This is a genomic window from Halomonas sp. AOP43-A1-21 (assembly GCF_052376775.1).
GTDB lineage: Bacteria > Pseudomonadota > Gammaproteobacteria > Pseudomonadales > Halomonadaceae > Vreelandella > Vreelandella colorata.
Map to the genome: position 1 here is coordinate 104,933 of NZ_JBQSWC010000001.1, position 18,594 is coordinate 123,526.

At 55.6% G+C, this 18,594-nt stretch carries 20 protein-coding genes; 2 read left to right on the forward strand and 18 right to left on the reverse strand.

Annotated elements, in window-relative coordinates; translation table 11 throughout:
- Positions 1 to 13 precede the first annotated feature (13 nt).
- Positions 14 to 763 carry an electron transfer flavoprotein subunit beta/FixA family protein gene (locus ACT3R7_RS00490; RefSeq protein ID WP_444280535.1) on the reverse strand — a complete coding sequence of 250 codons (750 nt, stop codon included), beginning with the start codon at positions 761 to 763 and terminating at the stop codon, positions 14 to 16.
- A gap of 399 nt (positions 764 to 1,162) precedes the next feature.
- Between ACT3R7_RS00490 and ACT3R7_RS00495 the strand changes: the two genes are divergently transcribed.
- The gene (locus ACT3R7_RS00495) at positions 1,163 to 2,827 is read left to right on the forward strand and encodes an electron transfer flavoprotein-ubiquinone oxidoreductase (RefSeq protein ID WP_441676127.1); all 1,665 of its coding nucleotides are present in this window, start codon (positions 1,163 to 1,165) and stop codon (positions 2,825 to 2,827) included.
- Between the two features lie 54 nt (positions 2,828 to 2,881).
- Here the strand turns inward: ACT3R7_RS00495 and ACT3R7_RS00500 are convergent, their stop codons facing one another.
- From ACT3R7_RS00500 to ACT3R7_RS00570, 15 genes are all read right to left on the reverse strand, one after another.
- Positions 2,882 to 5,089 carry an ATP-dependent helicase gene (locus tag ACT3R7_RS00500; protein ID WP_441676126.1) on the reverse strand — a complete coding sequence of 736 codons (2,208 nt, stop codon included), beginning with the start codon at positions 5,087 to 5,089 and terminating at the stop codon, positions 2,882 to 2,884.
- Positions 5,086 to 5,655 carry a DUF1285 domain-containing protein gene (locus ACT3R7_RS00505; protein WP_441676125.1) on the reverse strand — a complete coding sequence of 190 codons (570 nt, stop codon included), beginning with the start codon at positions 5,653 to 5,655 and terminating at the stop codon, positions 5,086 to 5,088. Before ACT3R7_RS00505 ends, ACT3R7_RS00500 begins: the two co-directional genes overlap by 4 nt.
- A gap of 25 nt (positions 5,656 to 5,680) precedes the next feature.
- A complete protein-coding gene (locus ACT3R7_RS00510; protein WP_496198707.1) occupies positions 5,681 to 6,520 on the reverse strand; it encodes a TatD family hydrolase in 840 nt (279 codons plus the stop codon).
- A gap of 40 nt (positions 6,521 to 6,560) precedes the next feature.
- Positions 6,561 to 6,893 (reverse strand): PilZ domain-containing protein, encoded by a 333-nt coding sequence (locus tag ACT3R7_RS00515; RefSeq protein ID WP_441676123.1) that lies wholly within the window; start codon positions 6,891 to 6,893, stop codon positions 6,561 to 6,563.
- A gap of 24 nt (positions 6,894 to 6,917) precedes the next feature.
- Positions 6,918 to 7,904 carry a DNA polymerase III subunit delta' gene (locus ACT3R7_RS00520; RefSeq protein WP_193090947.1) on the reverse strand — a complete coding sequence of 329 codons (987 nt, stop codon included), beginning with the start codon at positions 7,902 to 7,904 and terminating at the stop codon, positions 6,918 to 6,920.
- Positions 7,895 to 8,548 (reverse strand): dTMP kinase, encoded by a 654-nt coding sequence (gene tmk / locus ACT3R7_RS00525; RefSeq protein ID WP_193090948.1) that lies wholly within the window; start codon positions 8,546 to 8,548, stop codon positions 7,895 to 7,897. The genes ACT3R7_RS00520 and tmk overlap by 10 nt, the downstream gene beginning before the upstream one ends.
- 13 nt (positions 8,549 to 8,561) lie before the next feature.
- Positions 8,562 to 9,566, reverse strand: coding sequence for an endolytic transglycosylase MltG (gene mltG / locus ACT3R7_RS00530; RefSeq protein ID WP_192537308.1), 1,005 nt, complete (start codon positions 9,564 to 9,566; stop codon positions 8,562 to 8,564).
- Between the two features lie 29 nt (positions 9,567 to 9,595).
- Positions 9,596 to 10,405 (reverse strand): aminodeoxychorismate lyase, encoded by an 810-nt coding sequence (gene pabC, locus ACT3R7_RS00535; RefSeq protein WP_192537306.1) that lies wholly within the window; start codon positions 10,403 to 10,405, stop codon positions 9,596 to 9,598.
- A 6-nt stretch (positions 10,406 to 10,411) separates the two neighbouring features.
- Positions 10,412 to 11,650: a beta-ketoacyl-ACP synthase II gene (fabF, locus tag ACT3R7_RS00540; RefSeq protein WP_192537304.1), complete on the reverse strand. Its 1,239-nt coding sequence runs from the start codon at positions 11,648 to 11,650 to the stop codon at positions 10,412 to 10,414.
- A gap of 191 nt (positions 11,651 to 11,841) precedes the next feature.
- The gene (acpP, locus tag ACT3R7_RS00545; RefSeq protein ID WP_008956801.1) at positions 11,842 to 12,075 is read right to left on the reverse strand and encodes an acyl carrier protein; all 234 of its coding nucleotides are present in this window, start codon (positions 12,073 to 12,075) and stop codon (positions 11,842 to 11,844) included.
- Positions 12,076 to 12,199: 124 nt separating this feature from the next.
- A complete protein-coding gene (gene fabG, locus ACT3R7_RS00550; protein WP_192537302.1) occupies positions 12,200 to 12,943 on the reverse strand; it encodes a 3-oxoacyl-ACP reductase FabG in 744 nt (247 codons plus the stop codon).
- A gap of 69 nt (positions 12,944 to 13,012) precedes the next feature.
- Entirely contained in the window at positions 13,013 to 13,972 is a 960-nt protein-coding gene (gene fabD / locus ACT3R7_RS00555) for an ACP S-malonyltransferase (protein WP_192537300.1), read from the reverse strand.
- A 188-nt stretch (positions 13,973 to 14,160) separates the two neighbouring features.
- Positions 14,161 to 15,180: a phosphate acyltransferase PlsX gene (gene plsX, locus ACT3R7_RS00560; RefSeq protein ID WP_192537298.1), complete on the reverse strand. Its 1,020-nt coding sequence runs from the start codon at positions 15,178 to 15,180 to the stop codon at positions 14,161 to 14,163.
- Between the two features lie 43 nt (positions 15,181 to 15,223).
- Positions 15,224 to 15,394, reverse strand: a complete 171-nt coding sequence (gene rpmF, locus ACT3R7_RS00565; RefSeq protein ID WP_192537296.1) for a 50S ribosomal protein L32 — start codon at positions 15,392 to 15,394, stop codon at positions 15,224 to 15,226.
- 36 nt (positions 15,395 to 15,430) lie between these two features.
- Positions 15,431 to 15,979, reverse strand: a complete 549-nt coding sequence (locus ACT3R7_RS00570) for a YceD family protein (protein WP_018915803.1) — start codon at positions 15,977 to 15,979, stop codon at positions 15,431 to 15,433.
- A 147-nt stretch (positions 15,980 to 16,126) separates the two neighbouring features.
- Between ACT3R7_RS00570 and ACT3R7_RS00575 the strand changes: the two genes are divergently transcribed.
- Positions 16,127 to 16,729 (forward strand): Maf family protein, encoded by a 603-nt coding sequence (locus ACT3R7_RS00575; RefSeq protein WP_192537294.1) that lies wholly within the window; start codon positions 16,127 to 16,129, stop codon positions 16,727 to 16,729.
- A 5-nt stretch (positions 16,730 to 16,734) separates the two neighbouring features.
- Here ACT3R7_RS00575 and sppA read toward each other — a convergent pair whose 3' ends face one another.
- Both sppA and ACT3R7_RS00585 read right to left on the reverse strand, forming a co-directional pair.
- On the reverse strand, positions 16,735 to 17,874 hold the full coding sequence (sppA, locus tag ACT3R7_RS00580) for a signal peptide peptidase SppA (RefSeq protein WP_192537291.1): 1,140 nt from the start codon (positions 17,872 to 17,874) through the stop codon (positions 16,735 to 16,737).
- A gap of 62 nt (positions 17,875 to 17,936) precedes the next feature.
- Complete coding sequence (locus ACT3R7_RS00585) at positions 17,937 to 18,587, reverse strand: HAD family hydrolase (RefSeq protein WP_192537289.1); 651 nt, start codon at positions 18,585 to 18,587, stop codon at positions 17,937 to 17,939.
- Positions 18,588 to 18,594 lie beyond the last annotated feature (7 nt).

Genomic DNA, 18,594 nt, shown 5'->3' on the forward strand with positions numbered 1-18,594 from the left:
CGTTCGACTCCTCTTAAAGCACCTTGGCTTCGTTTTTAAGTTTATCGATCAGTTCGTCCACGGAGGCGACCTTGATGCCGCCTTTGCGCTCGGCCGGAGATTCCACCTTGAGCAGGCTGACCTTGGACGCCACCTCGACGCCGTAGTCGGCGGGGGTCTTGACGTCCATGGGCTTTTTCTTGGCCTTCATGATGTCCGGAAGCTTGGCGTAGCGCGGCTCGTTCAGGCGCAGGTCGGTGGTCACAATCGCCGGGAGCGTCAGCGCAATCGTCTGCAGACCGCCGTCGATTTCACGGGTGACGTTGACCTTGTCACCATCGACAGCCACTTCCGAGGCAAACGTGCCCTGAGGCAGATTGGTCAGCGCAGCGAGCATCTGGCCGGTTTGGTTATTGTCAGTGTCGATCGCCTGTTTACCCAGAATCACCAACCCCGGCTGCTCTTCATCGACGACGTTGGCCAGCAGTTTGGCAACCGCCAGTGACTCGGCCCGTTCGTCGGTTTCGATATGCAGGGCGCGGTCGGCGCCCAGCGCCAGCGCGGTACGCAGCTGTTCCTGGGCGGCCTTGGGGCCAATGCTGACGGCAACGACTTCCGTGGCCACGCCCTTCTCTTTGAGGCGCAGAGCCTCTTCCACGGCGATTTCGCAGAAGGGGTTCATGGCCATTTTGACGTTGGTAAGATCCACGTCGGAGTGATCCGCTTTAACGCGGATCTTGACGTTGTAATCGATGACGCGTTTAACCGCGACGAGTACTTTCATAGGTTCCTCGCTTGGCTGGTGGCAAAAGCCGTTTACCCAAGTCGGCACCCGCTTTGCGGACACCGCTTATAAAAGAGTCAGCCTCGCCATGGTGACGTAATGGCAAGGCTTCGATAAATTCATGCAAGCGTTTGATAGGTACGCAATCAAAAAACCCTATCAATTTGCCACAGCCTGCTGGGTGGCAACAATACCCATTCTCAGCGCAATGGTCGAAGGACTGCCCTAAATAGCACTACCTGTGGCTCACTTAGCCGGAAAGGCGGGTTTTACCATCGTAGGCGTGACCTGACACAGGTATTATGCCTATCATGGAGTATAACCAGAAGCAAACGACCGTTTTAAATTAAGGCCGTGTTTTTATAAGGCACTGCACTTATGAGAATAAGGAGAAACCAGGTGGAAAATGTTGAACGCGATGTCATGGACTTTGATGTAGTGATTGTAGGCGCGGGTCCGTCCGGACTTTCCGCAGCCTGCCGCCTGATGCAGCAAGCCAATGAAGCCGAACAGGAGCTGACCGTTTGTGTTGTGGAAAAAGGCTCTGAAGTCGGTGCACACATTTTATCCGGCGCTGTTTTTGAACCGCGGGCTCTGGCGGAGCTGTTTCCTGACTGGCAAGAGCGTGGCGCTCCCTTAAACACCCCCGCCACTCGTGACGATGTTTACCTGCTTAAAGACGCGCACAAAGCTCAAAAGCTGCCAAATGCCGTAGTGCCCAAGAGCATGCACAATACCGGCGGCGATATCACCCGCTATGTGATCAGCGCCGGCAATCTATGCCGCTGGCTCGCCGAACAGGCAGAGAGCTTGGGCGTTGAAATCTTCCCGGGCTTTGCCGCACAGGAAGTGATTATTGAAGAAGATGCCGTACGCGGAATTATCATTGGCGATATGGGTGTGGCCGCTGACGGCACGCCGAAAGATGGCTATATGCCCGGCATGGAGCTGCGTGCCAAGTACACGCTGTTTGCCGAGGGCGCGCGTGGCCATTTAGGCAAGCGTCTTATCGAGCACTTCTCTCTTGATTCAGGGCGCGATCCGCAACACTACGGCATTGGCCTGAAAGAGCTGTGGGATGTGCCCGCCGACAAGCATGAACCTGGGCTGGTGGTACACGGGTCTGGCTGGCCACTGGACAAAAACACCCACGGCGGTTGGTTTCTTTACCACGCTGAGAACCAGCAGGTGGTAGTAGGCCTGATTATGGATCTGGGTTACCAGAACCCTTGGCTTTCGCCTTTTGATGAGTTCCAGCGCATGAAGCACCACCCGACGCTGAGCCAATACCTGGAAGGGGGCAAACGAGTTGCTTACGGGGCGCGTGCCTTGACGAAAGGCGGTTTTAACAGCCTTCCGAAAATGACTTTCCCTGGCGGCCTGCTAATCGGCTGCGATGCAGGCACATTGAACTCCGCCAAGATTAAGGGCTTGCATACAGCAATGAAGTCCGGGCTGGTAGCCGCTGAAAGCGTCTTTGAAGCGATTAAAGGCGGTGACGAAGGTGCGCAGGAGCTTGTGAGTTTTACTGAGAAATGGCAAGCCAGCTGGGCGTATCAAGAGCTCAAAGAGACTGCTAGCTTTAGCCCGGCCATGCATAAATACGGCACGGTGGGTGGTGGCGCCTATAACTTCGTCAACCAGTTGCTGGGCAACAAACTGCCCAATGTGCACGACACCACCACGGATCATGGCGCGCTAAAGCTTGCGTCTGAGTTCGAAAAAATCAACTACCCTAAGCCTGACGGCAAGCTGTCTTTCGATAAGCCTTCTTCGGTGTTTCTCTCCAACACCAACCACGAAGAGGATCAGCCGTGCCATCTGCGCCTTGATGATCCCAAAATCCCTATCCAGGAAAACCTGCCCAAGTACGCCGAGCCTGCTCAGCGCTACTGCCCAGCTGGGGTTTATGAAGTGGTGGAAGATACGGCGGGCGAACCACGCTTTCAGATCAACTTCCAAAACTGCGTGCACTGCAAAACCTGTGATATTAAAGACCCGGCCCAGAACATCAACTGGGTAGCGCCAGAAGGCGGCGGCGGCCCCAACTATCCGAACATGTAATACCCACACCTGCTCTTTAGAGCACGTCCAAACGCCAGCCTAAACCTTACACGTTCAGGCTGGCTGAGCGGGCGGCTCCAGCCGCTCAATGGGGGCCCGGCGAGCAATCAAGCGTCGCCGTCCTGCCTGGACAAAACGTACATCAATCACCGGATCAGCAGGGTTACCCTCAACAGACGCAATCTCTCCCTCACCAAATACCGCATGATGCAGCCGCTGCCCTGGATAAAAGGGTTCGCCCGGCGCATAAGAGGCCTTGGGCTCCCGAACCTCAGGCACCGCGAGGGTAATGTCATCGCGCCCCAAGCGCTCTAGATAGCGTTTAACAATAGCGGGTGACGCCACGCTCAGGGTAGCGCTGCCAGGCGCACTCTGCGCCAGACACTCAGCAATACGCATACTGTCCTGCCACGCGCTTTCAGCGATAAAGCGGCTTGGGCGATGCGCACCGCCATCGTGCAATACTATTAGCTGCTCTTCTGCACGGGTAATCGCCACATAAAACAGCCGTCGCTCCTCTTCCAAGCGCTCATCACTTAGCGGCGTTTCACGACTATAGTGGGGGAAATCTTCTTCATTGACGCCAGCCACCACAACCAGCGGCCACTCCAGCCCTTTGGCGCCGTGTACGGTTGAAATCAGCACGCCCCCCGCCTGGTTTTCAACCGGGCGCTCTAAAAGCTCAATAAACGCATCCGGGTCTTGAACGCTTTGCGCCTGCTCGATCAGCACGTCCAGAAGACGCACATCCTCTTCGCCTTTATCACGCCGTGCCGCAGCACGTTTTAAGGTCTTCTCGGCGTCGATAGTTTCCACTACATGACTGAGTAGTTTGGCCGGCGGCCAGGCGCTTAACCTGGGAAGCTCACACAATAAAGCCCAGCGTTTTTTTAGCGTACGCCGTTGCAGAGGCTTTAGCTCCGTGAGGACGGGGTCATGCCGCTCTGGCCAGTTCTGTGTAGTTGCCAGCTGATACGCCAAGCGCTGTAGCCGATCGCGTGCTACGAAAGGTGTTGGTTGCGAAAGCAACAGCAGCAGATGTTCAGGCTGATGGAGAAGTTCGGGACGACGCGAAAGCTTTAAATAGCCGACCAATGCCTGCACCAGCGGCAAACGAAATACAAAGCGGTCTTCACGCAGCAGACGAAACGGAATGCCCGCCTGGAGAAGCGCCAATTGAAAAGGTACGGAAAGCGCCCAGCTACGCACTAAAAGACTCACCTGGTTAAAGGCGCGGCCCTGCGCTTTCCAGTCTATCAAGGTATCCAGCAATACGGTATTGCCCTGCCCGACCGACACCCGCGTATTCGGGTTATACGGCGCGGCCAAACACAGCTGATCAGGACGCCGCCGATTGGCCACGATCGCGTGGTTCGCGGTAAGCGCCAGCGCGTGACCGTGGCGGAAGGTCGTGGAAAGCGGGTAGTCGGTTGCCTGCCCAAACGTGGCGGTAAAGTCTTCCAGCATGGTATCCGGCCGAGCGCCGCGCCATTCATAAATGCACTGGTTAGCATCACCTACCGCCATTACCGACGCCGTACTGCCCGCCAGCACTGCCAAAAGGCGTTGCTGAGCGGCGTTGATATCCTGATACTCATCAATAATCACGTGATCCAGAAAGCCTTCGACCCGCTGGCGTAGTGTACTGTCAGCTTCCAACACCTGTAGCGGCCGATACAAAAGATCGGCGTAGGTCATCAGACCTTCGTTACTGAGCATTTTTTCCGCCTCATCAAAGGCGGCAGGAAAATAATCGGTATCGGGCTCGTAATTAAGCCGCTCATAAAGCGCTTGGGGCGCGGCCATTTCAGCTTTCACCAGATTACAAAAATGCGCCAGGGCTTCCAGTCGGTCGCCTTCAATCGCCGCATCGCGGCGCTCCACGCTGTCACGCAGTACATTGATACTCGCCTGGCGCAGCAAGCGCTCCAGCTGCCAGTCAGCCGAGAGTAACCGCCGTGGCGCAAGCGCGCCCCAGCGGCACAGGCTTTGAGTAAGCCGGTGCCCCAAGGAATGAAAGGTGCGCACGGCAGGCAATACCTGGCCGTCAGGCGCCATCTTGACCAAGCGCTGATGAAAATCATCGCGCGCCGAGCGGTTGAACATCAGTACCAGCATCCGTTTTGGCTCTACACCGCTGGCAAGCAAATGCAAAACCCGCGCCGCCATAGTGGTCGTTTTGCCGGCCCCCGCGACAGCCGCTACCCGCGCATGGCCACCGCTATGATGCACTACAGCATGTTGCTCAGCGGTTAACTTCACGAAACCTCACTTGGCGAGCCATCATCCATAGCGTCCACCTGGCCTAGCGGATACCAGTCACCGGCGCTCCAAATACCCACCTCACACTGGCCGTTAGCAAGTTCCCGGGTGCTGGAGGCCTCAACCAATTGGTAAAACACATGGCGATGCAATCTAGCCGCCAGCCCATAACGCACGCTGGCTTCCGGTACCCACTCCCCTTGCGGCGTCTGACTAATGGATAAAGGATGCGCTTGGTCCAGACGTACGACATCATCAAACTGGGTGGTAAACCACCAGGCGTCATCACGAAAATCGGCCTCGACCGCCACGAAAGGCAAATCTTCCACCTGAACGCGCCAGCGCTCAACCGGCGTCACCAGGCAAACACCGTCTGAATCATGGCGTAACAGCGTTGATAGCAGGCGCGCAATATTCGGCCGGGCAAACGGCTGCCCTTCGTGCAGCCAGGTACCATCGGCCTGAATCACAATATTGATATCACCCGACAACGCCGGCTGCCATTGATCTAAAGGCGGAATACTGGCCGCGCTTTGACGTTGCTGAAGTAGTCGGTCAATATTCATCGCACCCACCTTACGCTTGCGCAGTTTAACGTGCTGACACTAACCCGGCCTGCGCCAGCGCGTCTTTGATATGCGCCGGGGCATCGGGTACTGCCGCTTTAAAAAGCTGATAGAAGTTAGCGGTCGTCTGCATGGCCACTTCATCAACACTCACCCCGCGCTCCTTGGCGATACACTCCGCCACCTCGACCACCCACGCAGGCTCATTGGGTTTGCCACGGTATGGCACAGGCGCCAGATAAGGGCTGTCGGTTTCAATCAATAGACGATCAAGCGGCAGTTGGCGAGCCAGCTCACGCAGTGATGCGGCGTTGTTGAAGGTAATAATACCTGACAACGAGATATAGAAGCCAAGCCGCACGGCCTCGCGAGCCATATCCAAATCTTCGGTAAAGCAGTGAAGTACGCCCCCGACCCGCGGGTTACTGTGATCGCGCAATAAGGCGAGCGTATCTTCTTTAGCTTCACGAGTATGCACGATGACCGGCAGTTCAAGCTCCCGCGCGGCCACCAAGTGACGCTTGAAGCGTTCATGCTGCACAACATCCGACACGCTGTCCTGATAGTGATAATCGAGCCCCGTTTCGCCAATGGCCACCGCGCCATATCGCTCGGCGGCTTCTTGAATATCGCTGACGCTGGGCTCCTGCTTAGGCGTGTGCAGCGGATGCAGGCCTGCCGAGATAGCGACATCAGCATGCTCGCGGGCAATCGCAGCAAGCCCCGGCATATCGTCAAGCGTTACCGCAACCGCCAAAAACTGGCTGACGTCGGCCGCCCGCGCCGCGTTCAGCGTGGCGGCTATATCGCCTCCATGGGTATGTTCAGATAAACGATCTAAATGACAGTGCGAATCAACAAACATGAACGTCTCAGCAACAATAAAGAAGAATAAAGGCAGGATATTAAAGCGTAAACGAGGGCGTCGTAGAACTTACCTCTGCCAGCAACGTTTCGATACGTTCGCGCAGAGCATTATCCTGTGAGCGAAAATGCACGCCAATGCCCGGCGTACGCTGGGTGTCTGCTTCGCTGGGCGTCACCCACACAACATCACCCGAAACGGTGACCCGCTCGGTTTCATCCGGCAACGTAAGTAGTAAAGTGACCTGATCGCCCAACGCATACGGCGTTTTGGTGGGAACAAACATGCCACCACGTTCTAAAAACGGCATATAGGCAGACAATAGCGTAGCAATATCGGGCACGGTCAGGGCAAGGGCTTTGTGAACATTCATATCAACCTCGCGCGCCATAGAAAATTACGACCGCAGTAGCGCGGCCCAACGCACTAGCCAGGCTTCCAGCACCAGCTGCGGATTGGGGTTGGCTCCCACCGCCAACAGGCGCCGCTGCTCACGGGCGTAGTCCAATAAACGAAACCAGTCCTGAACACGGCCGTTTTTAACCGCCTGACGATAAAGAGGCTCTAAATCGGGGTTATGCAATACGTCCGCTTCGCCGGAGATGCCCAACCGAATGAGATCTTCAAGCCAGGCAATACCGTACCACAGGATGGCATCAATCGCCTGACGATCAAGCCGCGCGGCTTCTGACACTGGTTCGGCACCGCGCACCAACTGCTCAAAACAGTCATGTATCTGATGGCGCAATGCCCGCTCTTCAGGCGAAGCCAGCTCAACTGCCAACAGTGGCAAACCACCCGACACACGCCACCAAAAATATGCCTCATCCTGGCTGCCCAACTTCTCGATCAGCCAGCCTCGCGATGCCTCGAATGCGACATTGGGCAATGACCACTGCTGACACCGCGAGCGTATGGTGGCCAACATGCGCGAGGGCACATCAGACAGCAGAATAAATAGCGTCTTGGCGCCCGGCTCTTCGAGGCTTTTCAGCAACGCATTGGCAGCGGCGATGTTCATGCTCTCAGCAGGAGAAATCACAATCACGCGATAGCCGCCCTGCTGGGCGGTCTGCGACACAAACCGATTAACGTCGCGGATAGGGTCAATACGTATCTGTCGTTTGCCCTCTTCAGGAGAAACGCGCAGCAGATCAGGATGGTAGCCCGAGGCCAGCATGGAACAGCTGTGACACTGGCCGCATGCCAACACATCGGGGTTTGCGCATAGCGTGCGGGCAATCAATGTCTCAGCCAGCTGCTGCTTACCCACGCCGTGGGCGCCGCTGAGCAAAATCGCATGCGGCATACGCCCCTCATCCGCCAGGCGCACCAGCTGTCGCCAAGTGGCTTCCTGCCACGGCAGTATGCCGGTTAACGCCATAGCGCTATCCGTTCGGCGAGCGTGTCGTGAATATCGGCTTGCACATTGGCAAGTGACTGATGCGCATCAATCAGCGCAAAGCGCTCCGGTTCGGCGTCGACTCGGGCCAAATAGGCTTTACGAACAGCCTGGAAAAATTCGCCACGCTCCTGCTCAAAACGGTCACGCTGCTCGTTTTGACTATTTAAACGTGACTCAAGGCGCGATTGCGCGGCAGTTAACGGCATGTCCAGCAGCAGGGTCAGATCAGGTGCGAGCCCCTTTTGCACGAACGCTTCAAGTTGGGCAATCCGCTCAACCGGCATGCCTCGCCCGCCCCCCTGATAGGCAAAGGTTGCGTCAGTAAAGCGATCACACACGACCCATGCCCCGCGTTCCAGCGCCGGGACTATTTTTTCGGCCAGATGCTGGGCACGCGCGGCAAACATCAATAAAAGCTCAGCATCGGCATGTAACGGTTCCTGCGGAGCAGGGTCGAGCAGGAGCGTACGGATCGCTTCGGCGCGCGGCGTACCACCTGGCTCCCGCGTACTTACAACCTCAAAACCCTGCGCTTCAAGCGAGGCGACCACAAAGGCCATATTGGTGGATTTGCCTACGCCTTCGCCGCCTTCCAGCGTAATAAAGCGTCCCCGCTTAGTCATTGCGATCCCTTAATCAACGGTTGCGAATATAACGATTAACCGCATTATTGTGCTCACGCAACGTGCGTGAGAACTGGTGCGTACCATCTCCACGCGATACAAAATACAGCGTATCACCGGGCAGAGGATTAACGGCCGCTTCAAGCGACGCCCGCCCCGGCATGGCAATCGGCGTGGGTGGCATACCATTAATCACATAGGTATTGTAAGGCGTGGCTTCGCGCAGGTCGGCATAGGTAATACGCCCCGCGTAGCGCTCACCCATGCCGTAAATCACGGTAGGGTCGGTTTGCAGGCGCATGCCCTGCTCCATACGGCGCTTAAAGACACCGGCAATTTCACGCCGCTCTTCAGGCGCCCCGGTTTCCCGCTCGATAAGCGATGCCATGATAAGCGCCTCGTAAGGCGATTCAACGGTCAGGTCTTCTGCACGAGATTCCCACACTTCCTCTAAAATACGCTCCATGCGCGCAAGCGCTTGACGCAGAAGATCGACGTCATCCATCCCTAGGTGATAACGGTACGTATCGGGGAAAAACCAGCCTTCTGGAAAGGTACCTTCCCGGTCCAGCAGCGCCATGATCTCTTCATCACTCATATCGGCCGTTTGATGGCCAAGCTTTGGCGCATTATTGAGCAGCTCACGCAATTGATTAAACGTGCGCCCTTCGGGAAGCGTTAATGCATAGGTAACTACATTGTTACTGCCTAACAGCGCGATCATCTCAAGACCGCTCATCCCGGGTGTCAGCTGATACTCACCCACGCGAAGACGCGGAACGCGCTCTGGATGAACCCGTGCCAGCAATTGAAATGCCCAGGCATCATCAATAATGCCTTGAGACTCTAACTGCGCTACCACCTGATTAAAGCCAGCACCGGCGGGTACTTGGTAAAGAACTGGCTCATCAAGCGTTAAGGGTGCTTCCAGGCGGTTTTGCCAATACAGATAGCTACCTGCCGCGACAGCAACGCCCAACACCAGGATAATTCCAACAGCGGCCAATAACCGTTTCAACGTTTCACCTCAACAAAATAAGTTAGGGCTTACTGCATAGGAGTTGGCGCATAGCCCAACAGGCGGTGCGCCAGCGTTTGAAACTTGTCGTGCCTATCGCCCTGAAAGCGTTGCAGGCAAACATTGTCTTCCGATAGTAACGTGTGAACGGGCCAGACACCCTGCACGGAGTTAGCCACCCAAACGCGCTCCATCCTGGGTAGCAATTCAAGTGACAGGCTGGCTTCACTGACAGCGCCCTGATCAATTAACGCGCGACGCAGTGTGCCCGCCACGCCGCATTTATCCAGCGGCGGCGTAAACACCTGCCCTCGCTGTTGCCAGAACACGTTCATGCTTGTCGCTTCAACCAGCTGCCCTTGCTGATCGGCAAGCAAACCTTCGGCAATCATGGCATCGCGCCATTCCTGACGCGCCATTACGTTTTCAAGCCGATTTAAATGCTTGATACCGGCTAAAGCAGGCTGATGACCCAGACGTAAACAGCATATACGCACCGTTACCCCATTTTTCCAGCGTTCAACCATGGGGGCAAACACAGTCCGTTGGCTTAGTAAACGGGGCGCTGGGGGATCGGGTAGCGCATACCCTCTTCCACCGCTTCCCCGGGTGACGATCAGTTTTAATACTTCAAGCGGTGCCGTGGCCTTGCCCTGCCAAGTGGCTTCGATCGCCGCCTGGCAGGGAGTGGGGATACCCAGACACTGACATCCACGCACCAGCCGTGCTACGTGATACGGCCAAAGCACCGGCTCGCCGTGACGCAGTAGCACCGTTTCGAACACGCCATCCCCATACGCCAGTCCGCGGTCATCAAACGGTACCTGAGGCAGGGTCATCTTGCGTTATACCTTTTTAAACAACAGCGAACCGTTGGTGCCGCCAAACCCAAACGAGTTGGACAGCGCAACATCAATACGCATGTTACGCGCAGTGTGCGGCACATAGTCCAGGTTGCAGCCTTCCTGGGGGTTATCCAGGTTAATCGTGGGCGGTGCCACCTGATCACGAATGGCCAGAATGCTGAATACCGCCTCAACAGCGCCAGCAGCTCCCAGCAGATGCCCAATCATGGATTTGGTAGAGCTTACCGCCACATTCTGAGCAGCGCTGCCCATTACCCGCTCAACAGCCCGGCTTTCAGCCAGATCGCCCGCTGCCGTGGAGGTTCCATGTGCGTTGATATAATGCACTTCGGAAGGATCCATTTGAGCATCTTTAATCGCATTACTCATGGAAAGCGCAGCCCCGCGGCCATCTTCAGGCGGTGCCGTCATGTGATAGGCATCGTCACTCATGCCAAACCCGATAAGTTCGGCGTAGATATTCGCGCCCCGCGCTTTGGCATGTTCGTACTCTTCAAGCACCAGCACACCGGCACCGTCAGAAAGTACAAAACCGTCGCGATTTTTATCCCACGGGCGGCTTGCCGCTTCAGGATCATCATTACGCGTTGAAAGCGCTCGGGCGGCCGAGAAACCTCCCAGGCCAAGCGGTGTAGTCGCCATTTCAGCACCGCCACAGATCATGACATCTGCATCACCATAGGCAATGGTACGCGCGCTATAGCCAATATTGTGCGTGCCACTGGTACACGCAGTCGTAATGGCAATATTAGGGCCCTGGAAGCCATGCTGAATCGCCAGATTGCCCGAGATCATGTTGATGATGGAGCCCGGCACGAAAAAAGGTGATACGCGACGAGCGCCGCCCTTATTCAGCGCATTGTGGTTATGCTCGATCATGGGCAGGCCACCGATGCCCGACCCCATCGCCACCCCGATACGCGGTGCATTCTCTTCTGTGCAGGCAATGCCCGCATCTTGTATTGCCTGAGCGCCAGCCGCCATGCCGTACTGAATGAACAGATCCATCTTGCGGGCTTCTTTAGGATTCAGATAAGGGCTAATATCAAAATTCTTAACCGAACCACCAAAGCGTGTATTAAAGCTACTTGTATCAAAGTGCTCAATGGGCGCGATACCGCTCTTACCGGCCGTAATATTCGCCCACGTTTCATCCACGCTATTGCCCACTGGGGTCACCAGGCCTAACCCAGTTACCACTACCCTTCTTCGCGCCATTAGCTTTCCTCCAGGCATCCATGGTGACTCGACCCATCCGGGTCATTTTCAGCAGAAATCAGATGACTAGTATAACGGAGATTGAACGTTATGTTCACGGTGAAGCACAAAGCAAAAAAGCCGCCCTTTAAAAGGGCGGCTTTTAAGGGGGGTGCTAGCACCACACCCTCGTTTGATGCATCAACTTGCCCTTACTGGTGGGCGTTTACGTAGTCGATGGCTTCCTGAACAGTGGTAATTTTTTCCGCTTCTTCATCAGGAATTTCAGTATCGAATTCCTCTTCCAAAGCCATTACCAGCTCAACAGTGTCAAGCGAGTCAGCACCCAGGTCTTCAGTGAAAGAAGAGCTGTTCTGGATATCTTCTTCTTTAACGTTCAGGCGCTCTGCTACAACTTTCTTAACGCGCTCTTCAATAGTACTCATTAACGTACTCCAGTCGTTCACATTAGCCGTTTTGGATAACCAGCTATTTGGAAACCGCAAGCCAAAAGCTGCGGGGTAGTTTATAGACGCCCTTAGACAGAAGCAACCGCTAAGCCTAAGGCCATCAACGCATATTCATGCCGCCGTTCACATGAAGGGTTTCACCAGTGATGTATCCTGCAGCATCGCTGGTAAGAAACCCTACTGCGGCAGCGATTTCTTCTGGACCGCCTAAGCGGGCCAGCGGAATCTGTTTCAACAGCATTTCATGCTGAGCTTCTGGCAACGCTTCGGTCATATCGGTAGCAATAAAGCCAGGCGCTACCGCGTTAACGGTAATCGCACGGGAAGCCACTTCACGAGCCAACGCACGGCTAAAGCCTTCCATGCCTGCTTTCGCAGCGGCATAGTTAGTCTGGCCCAGGTTACCCATGGTTGCCACTACCGAACTGATTGACACAATACGTCCAAACCGTGCTTTAGTCATACCGCGCAAACATGCCTTGCTTACACGATAGACGGATTTAAGATTGGTATCCATTACCGAATCCCATTCATCCTCTTTCATGCGCATCAGTAGGTTATCGCGAGTGATCCCTGCATTGTTGACCAGAATCGTCGGCGCTTCAAAACGCTCGGCAATATCTTTGAGCACTGTATCAATGCTCGCCTGGTCTGTCACATTCAGACAAACACCAGCGCCTTCGATACCGTTTTGCTTTAAATCAGCATCGATTTTTTGGGCACCGTCCTCGCTGGTCGCGGTACCAATCACTATACGGCCCTGGCGACCCAGCTCATGAGCGATCGCCCGACCAATACCACGACTGGCACCAGTAACAAGCGCAACCCTGCGTTCTTGCGTCATAACGTTTAGCCTTTAACTATTTGCTTTTTAACCACTCAAAAAGCAAGGATAGCGAAAAATTGCGGCGTATTAAGCACCGTTAGCCTGTGCTTCACGAGCCAACTCAAGCGCTGAATCCAAACTATCCGGGTCATTTACCGCCAAGCCTTTGGCTCCGCGGGCGATGCGTTTATTTAGCCCGGTTAACACTTTACCAGGCCCACACTCGATAAACACATTAACAGACTGAGCTACCATGGTTTCAACACATGATGACCAACGAACCGGCTGGTAGAGCTGCTCAATCAGCCGTGTGCGCAGTGTATCAATATCAGCATGCGCCTTCGCATCGACATTTTGCACGACAGTATAGCGCGGGGCACGAAACTCAACGCTTTGCATAGCCTCCGCCAACCGCTCGGCCGCCGGGCGCATCAATTCACAATGAGACGGCACTGAAACCGGTAGCGCCATCGCTCGCTTAGCGCCCGCTTCCTGGCAGGCCACAATGGCACGCTCAACGGCCGCCTTACTACCGGCAATGACAACCTGACCAGGCGAATTATAATTAACAGCGGAAACAATATCGCCCTGTGCAGCATGGGCACAAGCTGCTTCTACCGCATCATCAGCAAGCCCCAAAATGGCCGCCATACCACCTTCGCCGACAGGCACGGCGTCCTGCATGGCTTCGCCACGCAAGCGAACCAGCTGAACACCTTCAGCAAAGCCCATCACGCCCGCACACACCATGGCGCTATATTCGCCCAGGCTATGCCCGGCCATGATAGTGGGCCGCGGGCCTTCCAGCTCCTGCCACACCCGCCAAATCGCAACACTAGCAGAAAGCAGCGCAGGCTGCGTACAGGCAGTTGCGTTTAGCGTTGCCTCGGGGCCCTCCTGGACGACTTTCCACAAGTCGTACCCAAGTGCGTCCGAAGCTTCCTCAAAAGTTGTTCCCACCACACTGTAGCGCTCGGCCAGCTCTCGCAGCATTCCAAGCTGCTGAGAGCCCTGCCCGGGAAAAATGAGGGCAAGGGGTTGAGACATGTCGTTCACCTTTGCTCTTGTAGGCATTTGCTCATTTGAGCGATAGGCGCGGTTACGGGCACATCCTGCTGCCACCTGTAACCCGCAAAATACGTTCTAACGTTTTATTATCTAGTCGAGTAACATCCCTACTCTGATGCCTACGTTCAGTTATCGGGCACCTAAATCTAGGCTTCACACCTGCGCCATTAGCGACGCTCCCAGCGGCCGGCGATTCGTGCGGGCAGATTATGCTCCACCTCGCTTAGCGCACGCTGGATAGCATAGTAGAAACCATCCGCCTGGGTACCACCATGGCTTTTCACCACGATACCCTTCAGGCCAAGCAAACTTGCCCCGTTGTAACGCACAGGATTTAATTCCTGCTTCAGGTATCTAAGCACAGGCTTGGCCAGTAGGCTTGCCAGACGTCCACTCAGGCGTGATTCAAACGCCATCTGTACACGCTCTACCAGCATACGGGTCAAACCTTCGCTCGCTTTAAGCACTGCATTGCCTACAAAACCGTCGCAGACAACCACATCAAGCTCGCCATCAAACAGATCACCGCCCTCGGCATACCCCTGATAGGCAAAGGCCGTGTCATCAGGATACTCACGCAAAATCCTGTCGGCCTCGCGCACACAAGCATTACCCTTGGTGGCTTCTGAGCCCACATTAAGCAACGCGACGCGGGGCAGCTTTACGTCATCGACGCACTGCGCCATTGCAGCACCCATTACCGCAAAATCAACCAGACGGTGCGCCGGCGAATCCACGTTAGCCCCCAGATCCAACAGATAGCAGCGGCGGCCGTGGCGCGCTGGAATCGCGGTACTGATTGCAGGCCGGGAAATTCCGGGAAGCGTGCCCAGCTCGCGTCGCGCAAGGGCTACTAATGCTCCTGTATTGCCTGCACTGACACCGGCATCGGCCTCACCAAGGCTAAGACTTCTTAGCATACAGGCCATACTGCTCGTCTGCCCATGGCGAAGCGCCCAGGCAGCACTGGATGTCTGGGAGATACTTAACGGCGCATCACTTGCCACTAAACGTGACGTTGCCGCAGCCAAAGGCTGCGGCAAGCGTGAAAGCTCAGCAATCACTTGCTGACGCGGGCCAAACAGAGTCAGCTCAAGATCAGGATGTTCCATCACTGCTCTTGCCGAGCCTTCGATAACGGCACGAGGGCCTTGGTCGCCCCCCATCACATCAATCGCTAGGCGCACGTAGCACCCACTCTATTTGGCCGCTTTACCGGACAGTTAAGGCTTATACCTCAACTACCTTACGACCACGGTAGAAACCATCGGCAGCTACGTGGTGACGCAGGTGCTTAGTACCGGTTTCCGGGTCCTGAGACAGTGTCGGAGCGGTCAGCGCATCGTGGCTACGACGCATGCCGCGCTTGGAACGAGTTTTACGGTTCTTTTGAACTGCCATGGGTGTTTACTCCAAGGTATATAGGATAAGTGGTGCTTACTTTTTGCCCTTCAAGGCGTCTTTGCTTTTCAAGACATTGAGCACCGCGAAAGGGTTCGTGGCGGGCGCCGCTTCTTCCGCCTCGCCGCCTGTTTTGCTGACCAGCTGCTCCGCCGAGACATGACATTCAGTCTCCTCGTGATAGACCACCTGCGGCAAGCTGAGGATAAGCTCATCCTCAACAACCGTGAGTAGATCCAGCTGTTCATTTTCCACCAGCACCGGCTCATGGCTGGCAGGCAGCTCGGCGGCCAAGGCTTCGTCAGTAATCATCCCAAGCAGGAAGTCACTGGACACGTCTTGACTTAGCGGCACCAAGCAGCGACGACAGGGCAATGCCAGCGTCGCTTGCAAATGGCCACGAATTTCACGACGACCTTGGGCATCCACACCAAATTCCAGGACAACATGACAGTCGCCTGTTTGGTCACCTGCCTCTTCGGCAAGCCGTGGCAGCTTAGTAAGTGCCACTAAGCCTTCTAGTCGTTCGTGGCGGGCTGCAAGCTTATAAGGCTCAACCCGGCTGGGGAGTTGTGAGGTCAACATAGGCGCGCAATGATAGGCACTCCCCCCGCTGGTGTCAAAGCTGTCAGCATAATTCTTCATGGTTTATCGCACAAACCTGCAAATTAGGCACGGCTATCGGGTTTAGCTACACTCACTTTTCATTCCCAATGGCTTAGGAGAAAGAGCGTGCCGCTTACCCAAGACGCGTCATTAGTATTGGCATCAAGCTCTCGCTGGCGGCGAGAACTACTGGACCGCCTGCAGCTTCCCTATCAGTGTTATTCGCCAGATATCGACGAAACGCCGCACGCGAATGAGTCGCCTAAAGCGCTTGTGCATCGCCTCGCACTCAGTAAAGCCAACGCCGTGGCAGAACGCTTTCCTGACCACTATATTATCGGCTCAGATCAGGTGGCGGTATTTGAAGGCGATATTCTTGGCAAACCGCATACTCAGGAGCGCGCCTGCGCCAATCTGGCACGCTTTTCAGGCCAGCGGGTTACCTTTTTAACCGGCCTTGCCCTACTTGATACGCGCCAGCAGCGCCACTACACCCATATCGAGCCTTTCTATGTGGTCTTCCGCTCGCTAACCGAGCGCGAGATCGAGCGCTATGTCGCGCTCGAGCAACCGCTGGACAGCTCAGGCAGCTTTCGCATGGAGGGCTTAGGGATCACCTTATTTGAGGCCTTAGAAGGCCGCGACCCCAATGCACTGATAGGCCTGCCGCTAATTGCCCTTTGCAGCATGCTGCGCCAAGTGGGCATCAGCCCGCTTGGCGCTGAATAGCAAACCTACTGGGCCTGATAGCGAAGCGGTGAGTTAGGCGCTTGAAGGCCTAATACACTGGCTGCCACTTGCGTAAAGCGTCGCGTCAAACGATCAAACGGATCAAGGCGCGGCGTATAGTCTTCCCAACTTGCTTCACCGACATGAGCGCGGGCGACCTCCTCAAGACTGCCCATCTGATCGACAAGCCCTAACTCAAGACCTTGCTCGCCGCTCCATACCAGGCCCGAGAAAATTTCTGGTCGATCGCTTAGACGATCGCCACGCCCTGCCCTGACGTCATCAATAAACTGTTGATGGGTCTGGGTTAGCACGCCCTGCCAGAACGCCTCAGCGTCATCATCCAAAGGCTGAAAAGGGTCTAGAAAGGCTTTGTTCTCGCCAGCCGTCATAACGCGGCGCTCAACCCCGATACGGCTAATGGCATCCTGAAAGCCAAACCCTGCGTAAATAACCCCAATGGAGCCCACCAAGCTCGCCGGTGATGCAATAATTTCATCGGCTGCCGAGGCGATATAATAAGCCCCGCTCGCGCCAATATCTTCGATCACCGCCAATATCGGCTTATCGCCCTGTTCACGCAGACGCATAATTTCCGCGTAAATGCGCTGTGACTGTACCGGACTTCCGCCAGGGCTATCGATATGCAGCACAACGGCTTCGGTATTATCTGAATCCCAGGCGCGATTCAGCCCCCGAATGATCCGCTCGGCATTTGCCGGTGCATCGCTGGCAATAACGCCATTAACTTCAACGACGCCCAGGTGACGTTGCAAGGTAGATGAATCGCCCGCTGGCGCCCAGAAGACGTTATATACGACGGTCGCGACTAGCGCTAATATCAGAAACAGCGTCATAAACCGGAAAAACAGCTTCCAACGCCGCGAACGACGCTGCTCGGTCAATACGCCGCCAATCCAGCGATCCATCATCTCGACTTGAGCCAGCCGTTGTCGCTCACGTAGCGTTTCAGCATCATCGCCTGCGGCACCCACCGAAGCAGCTTCATCTGTATAAGCCGCCACGTCAGGGCCCTGTGTCCAGCGATCATGATCTGATCGACCAGGCGCGGGCCTATCTGCAGGACTTTGGTCTGCAGGACTTTGGTACCCATCAGCATCACTGCGGCGCCAATCATCACTCATATATCATCCTTTTTGAGTCTAGGAACGCCAGGTCATTGACCATCCACCCAACGTCGCATCATCTATCCATACAGCCAGCCAAAAAGATCCTCAACGTTATGAGCGACCCATTTAGGCTGGCTTGCTGCTAACCGCGCCGGCGTATGAACACCGTACGTTACCGCCACACGGTCCATGCCGACGGCCCTCGCCATTTCCAGATCATATTCCGTATCGCCCACCATTACCGCACGCTCTACGGGTACGCCAAGCTCAACAAGTATCTCGTTAAGCATTTGCGGGTGCGGCTTTGAGCGCGTTTCATCAGCGGTACGACTGGCATGAAACCAGGCACCGCTTCCCGTTTCGGTAAAAACACGATCAAGCCCACGGCGGCTTTTACCTGTAGCCACAGCCAGACGCTGCTGCTCGCGCTCACGCAGGCGCGCTACTTGCGCCTCAACACCACTAAAAAACGGCATGGGCGTTGTATTCCCACTCACAAAGTGGTGCGAATAGCGCTGGCGCAAGCGTTCCGCCTGAGCAGGCAAAATACCCGGGCATAGCTTGGCAATGGCTTCAGGCAGCCCCAAACCAATAATATCCTCAACCGCTGCGGCTTCAAGCTCGCCCCACTCTGCTTCCTGGGCTGCTGCCTGCATGCAGGCAACAATCTTGGGCACCGAATCCATCAAGGTGCCATCCCAATCAAAAATAATCAGCTCGTAGCGCATGAACGCT

Coding starts and splice junctions, on each gene's coding strand:
- ACT3R7_RS00490 (WP_444280535.1), bottom strand. CDS start 763: ATGAAAGTACTCGTCGCGGTTAAACGCGTCATCGATTACAACGTCAAG.
- ACT3R7_RS00505 (WP_441676125.1), bottom strand. CDS start 5,655: ATGAATATTGACCGACTACTTCAGCAACGTCAAAGCGCGGCCAGTATT.
- ACT3R7_RS00510 (WP_496198707.1), bottom strand. CDS start 6,520: ATGTTTGTTGATTCGCACTGTCATTTAGATCGTTTATCTGAACATACC.
- ACT3R7_RS00515 (WP_441676123.1), bottom strand. CDS start 6,893: ATGAATGTTCACAAAGCCCTTGCCCTGACCGTGCCCGATATTGCTACG.
- ACT3R7_RS00520 (WP_193090947.1), bottom strand. CDS start 7,904: ATGGCGTTAACCGGCATACTGCCGTGGCAGGAAGCCACTTGGCGACAG.
- tmk (WP_193090948.1), bottom strand. CDS start 8,548: ATGACTAAGCGGGGACGCTTTATTACGCTGGAAGGCGGCGAAGGCGTA.
- pabC (WP_192537306.1), bottom strand. CDS start 10,405: ATGACCCTGCCTCAGGTACCGTTTGATGACCGCGGACTGGCGTATGGG.
- fabF (WP_192537304.1), bottom strand. CDS start 11,650: ATGGCGCGAAGAAGGGTAGTGGTAACTGGGTTAGGCCTGGTGACCCCA.
- acpP (WP_008956801.1), bottom strand. CDS start 12,075: ATGAGTACTATTGAAGAGCGCGTTAAGAAAGTTGTAGCAGAGCGCCTG.
- fabG (WP_192537302.1), bottom strand. CDS start 12,943: ATGACGCAAGAACGCAGGGTTGCGCTTGTTACTGGTGCCAGTCGTGGT.
- fabD (WP_192537300.1), bottom strand. CDS start 13,972: ATGTCTCAACCCCTTGCCCTCATTTTTCCCGGGCAGGGCTCTCAGCAG.
- rpmF (WP_192537296.1), bottom strand. CDS start 15,394: ATGGCAGTTCAAAAGAACCGTAAAACTCGTTCCAAGCGCGGCATGCGT.
- ACT3R7_RS00570 (WP_018915803.1), bottom strand. CDS start 15,979: ATGTTGACCTCACAACTCCCCAGCCGGGTTGAGCCTTATAAGCTTGCA.
- sppA (WP_192537291.1), bottom strand. CDS start 17,874: ATGAGTGATGATTGGCGCCGCAGTGATGCTGATGGGTACCAAAGTCCT.
- ACT3R7_RS00585 (WP_192537289.1), bottom strand. CDS start 18,587: ATGCGCTACGAGCTGATTATTTTTGATTGGGATGGCACCTTGATGGAT.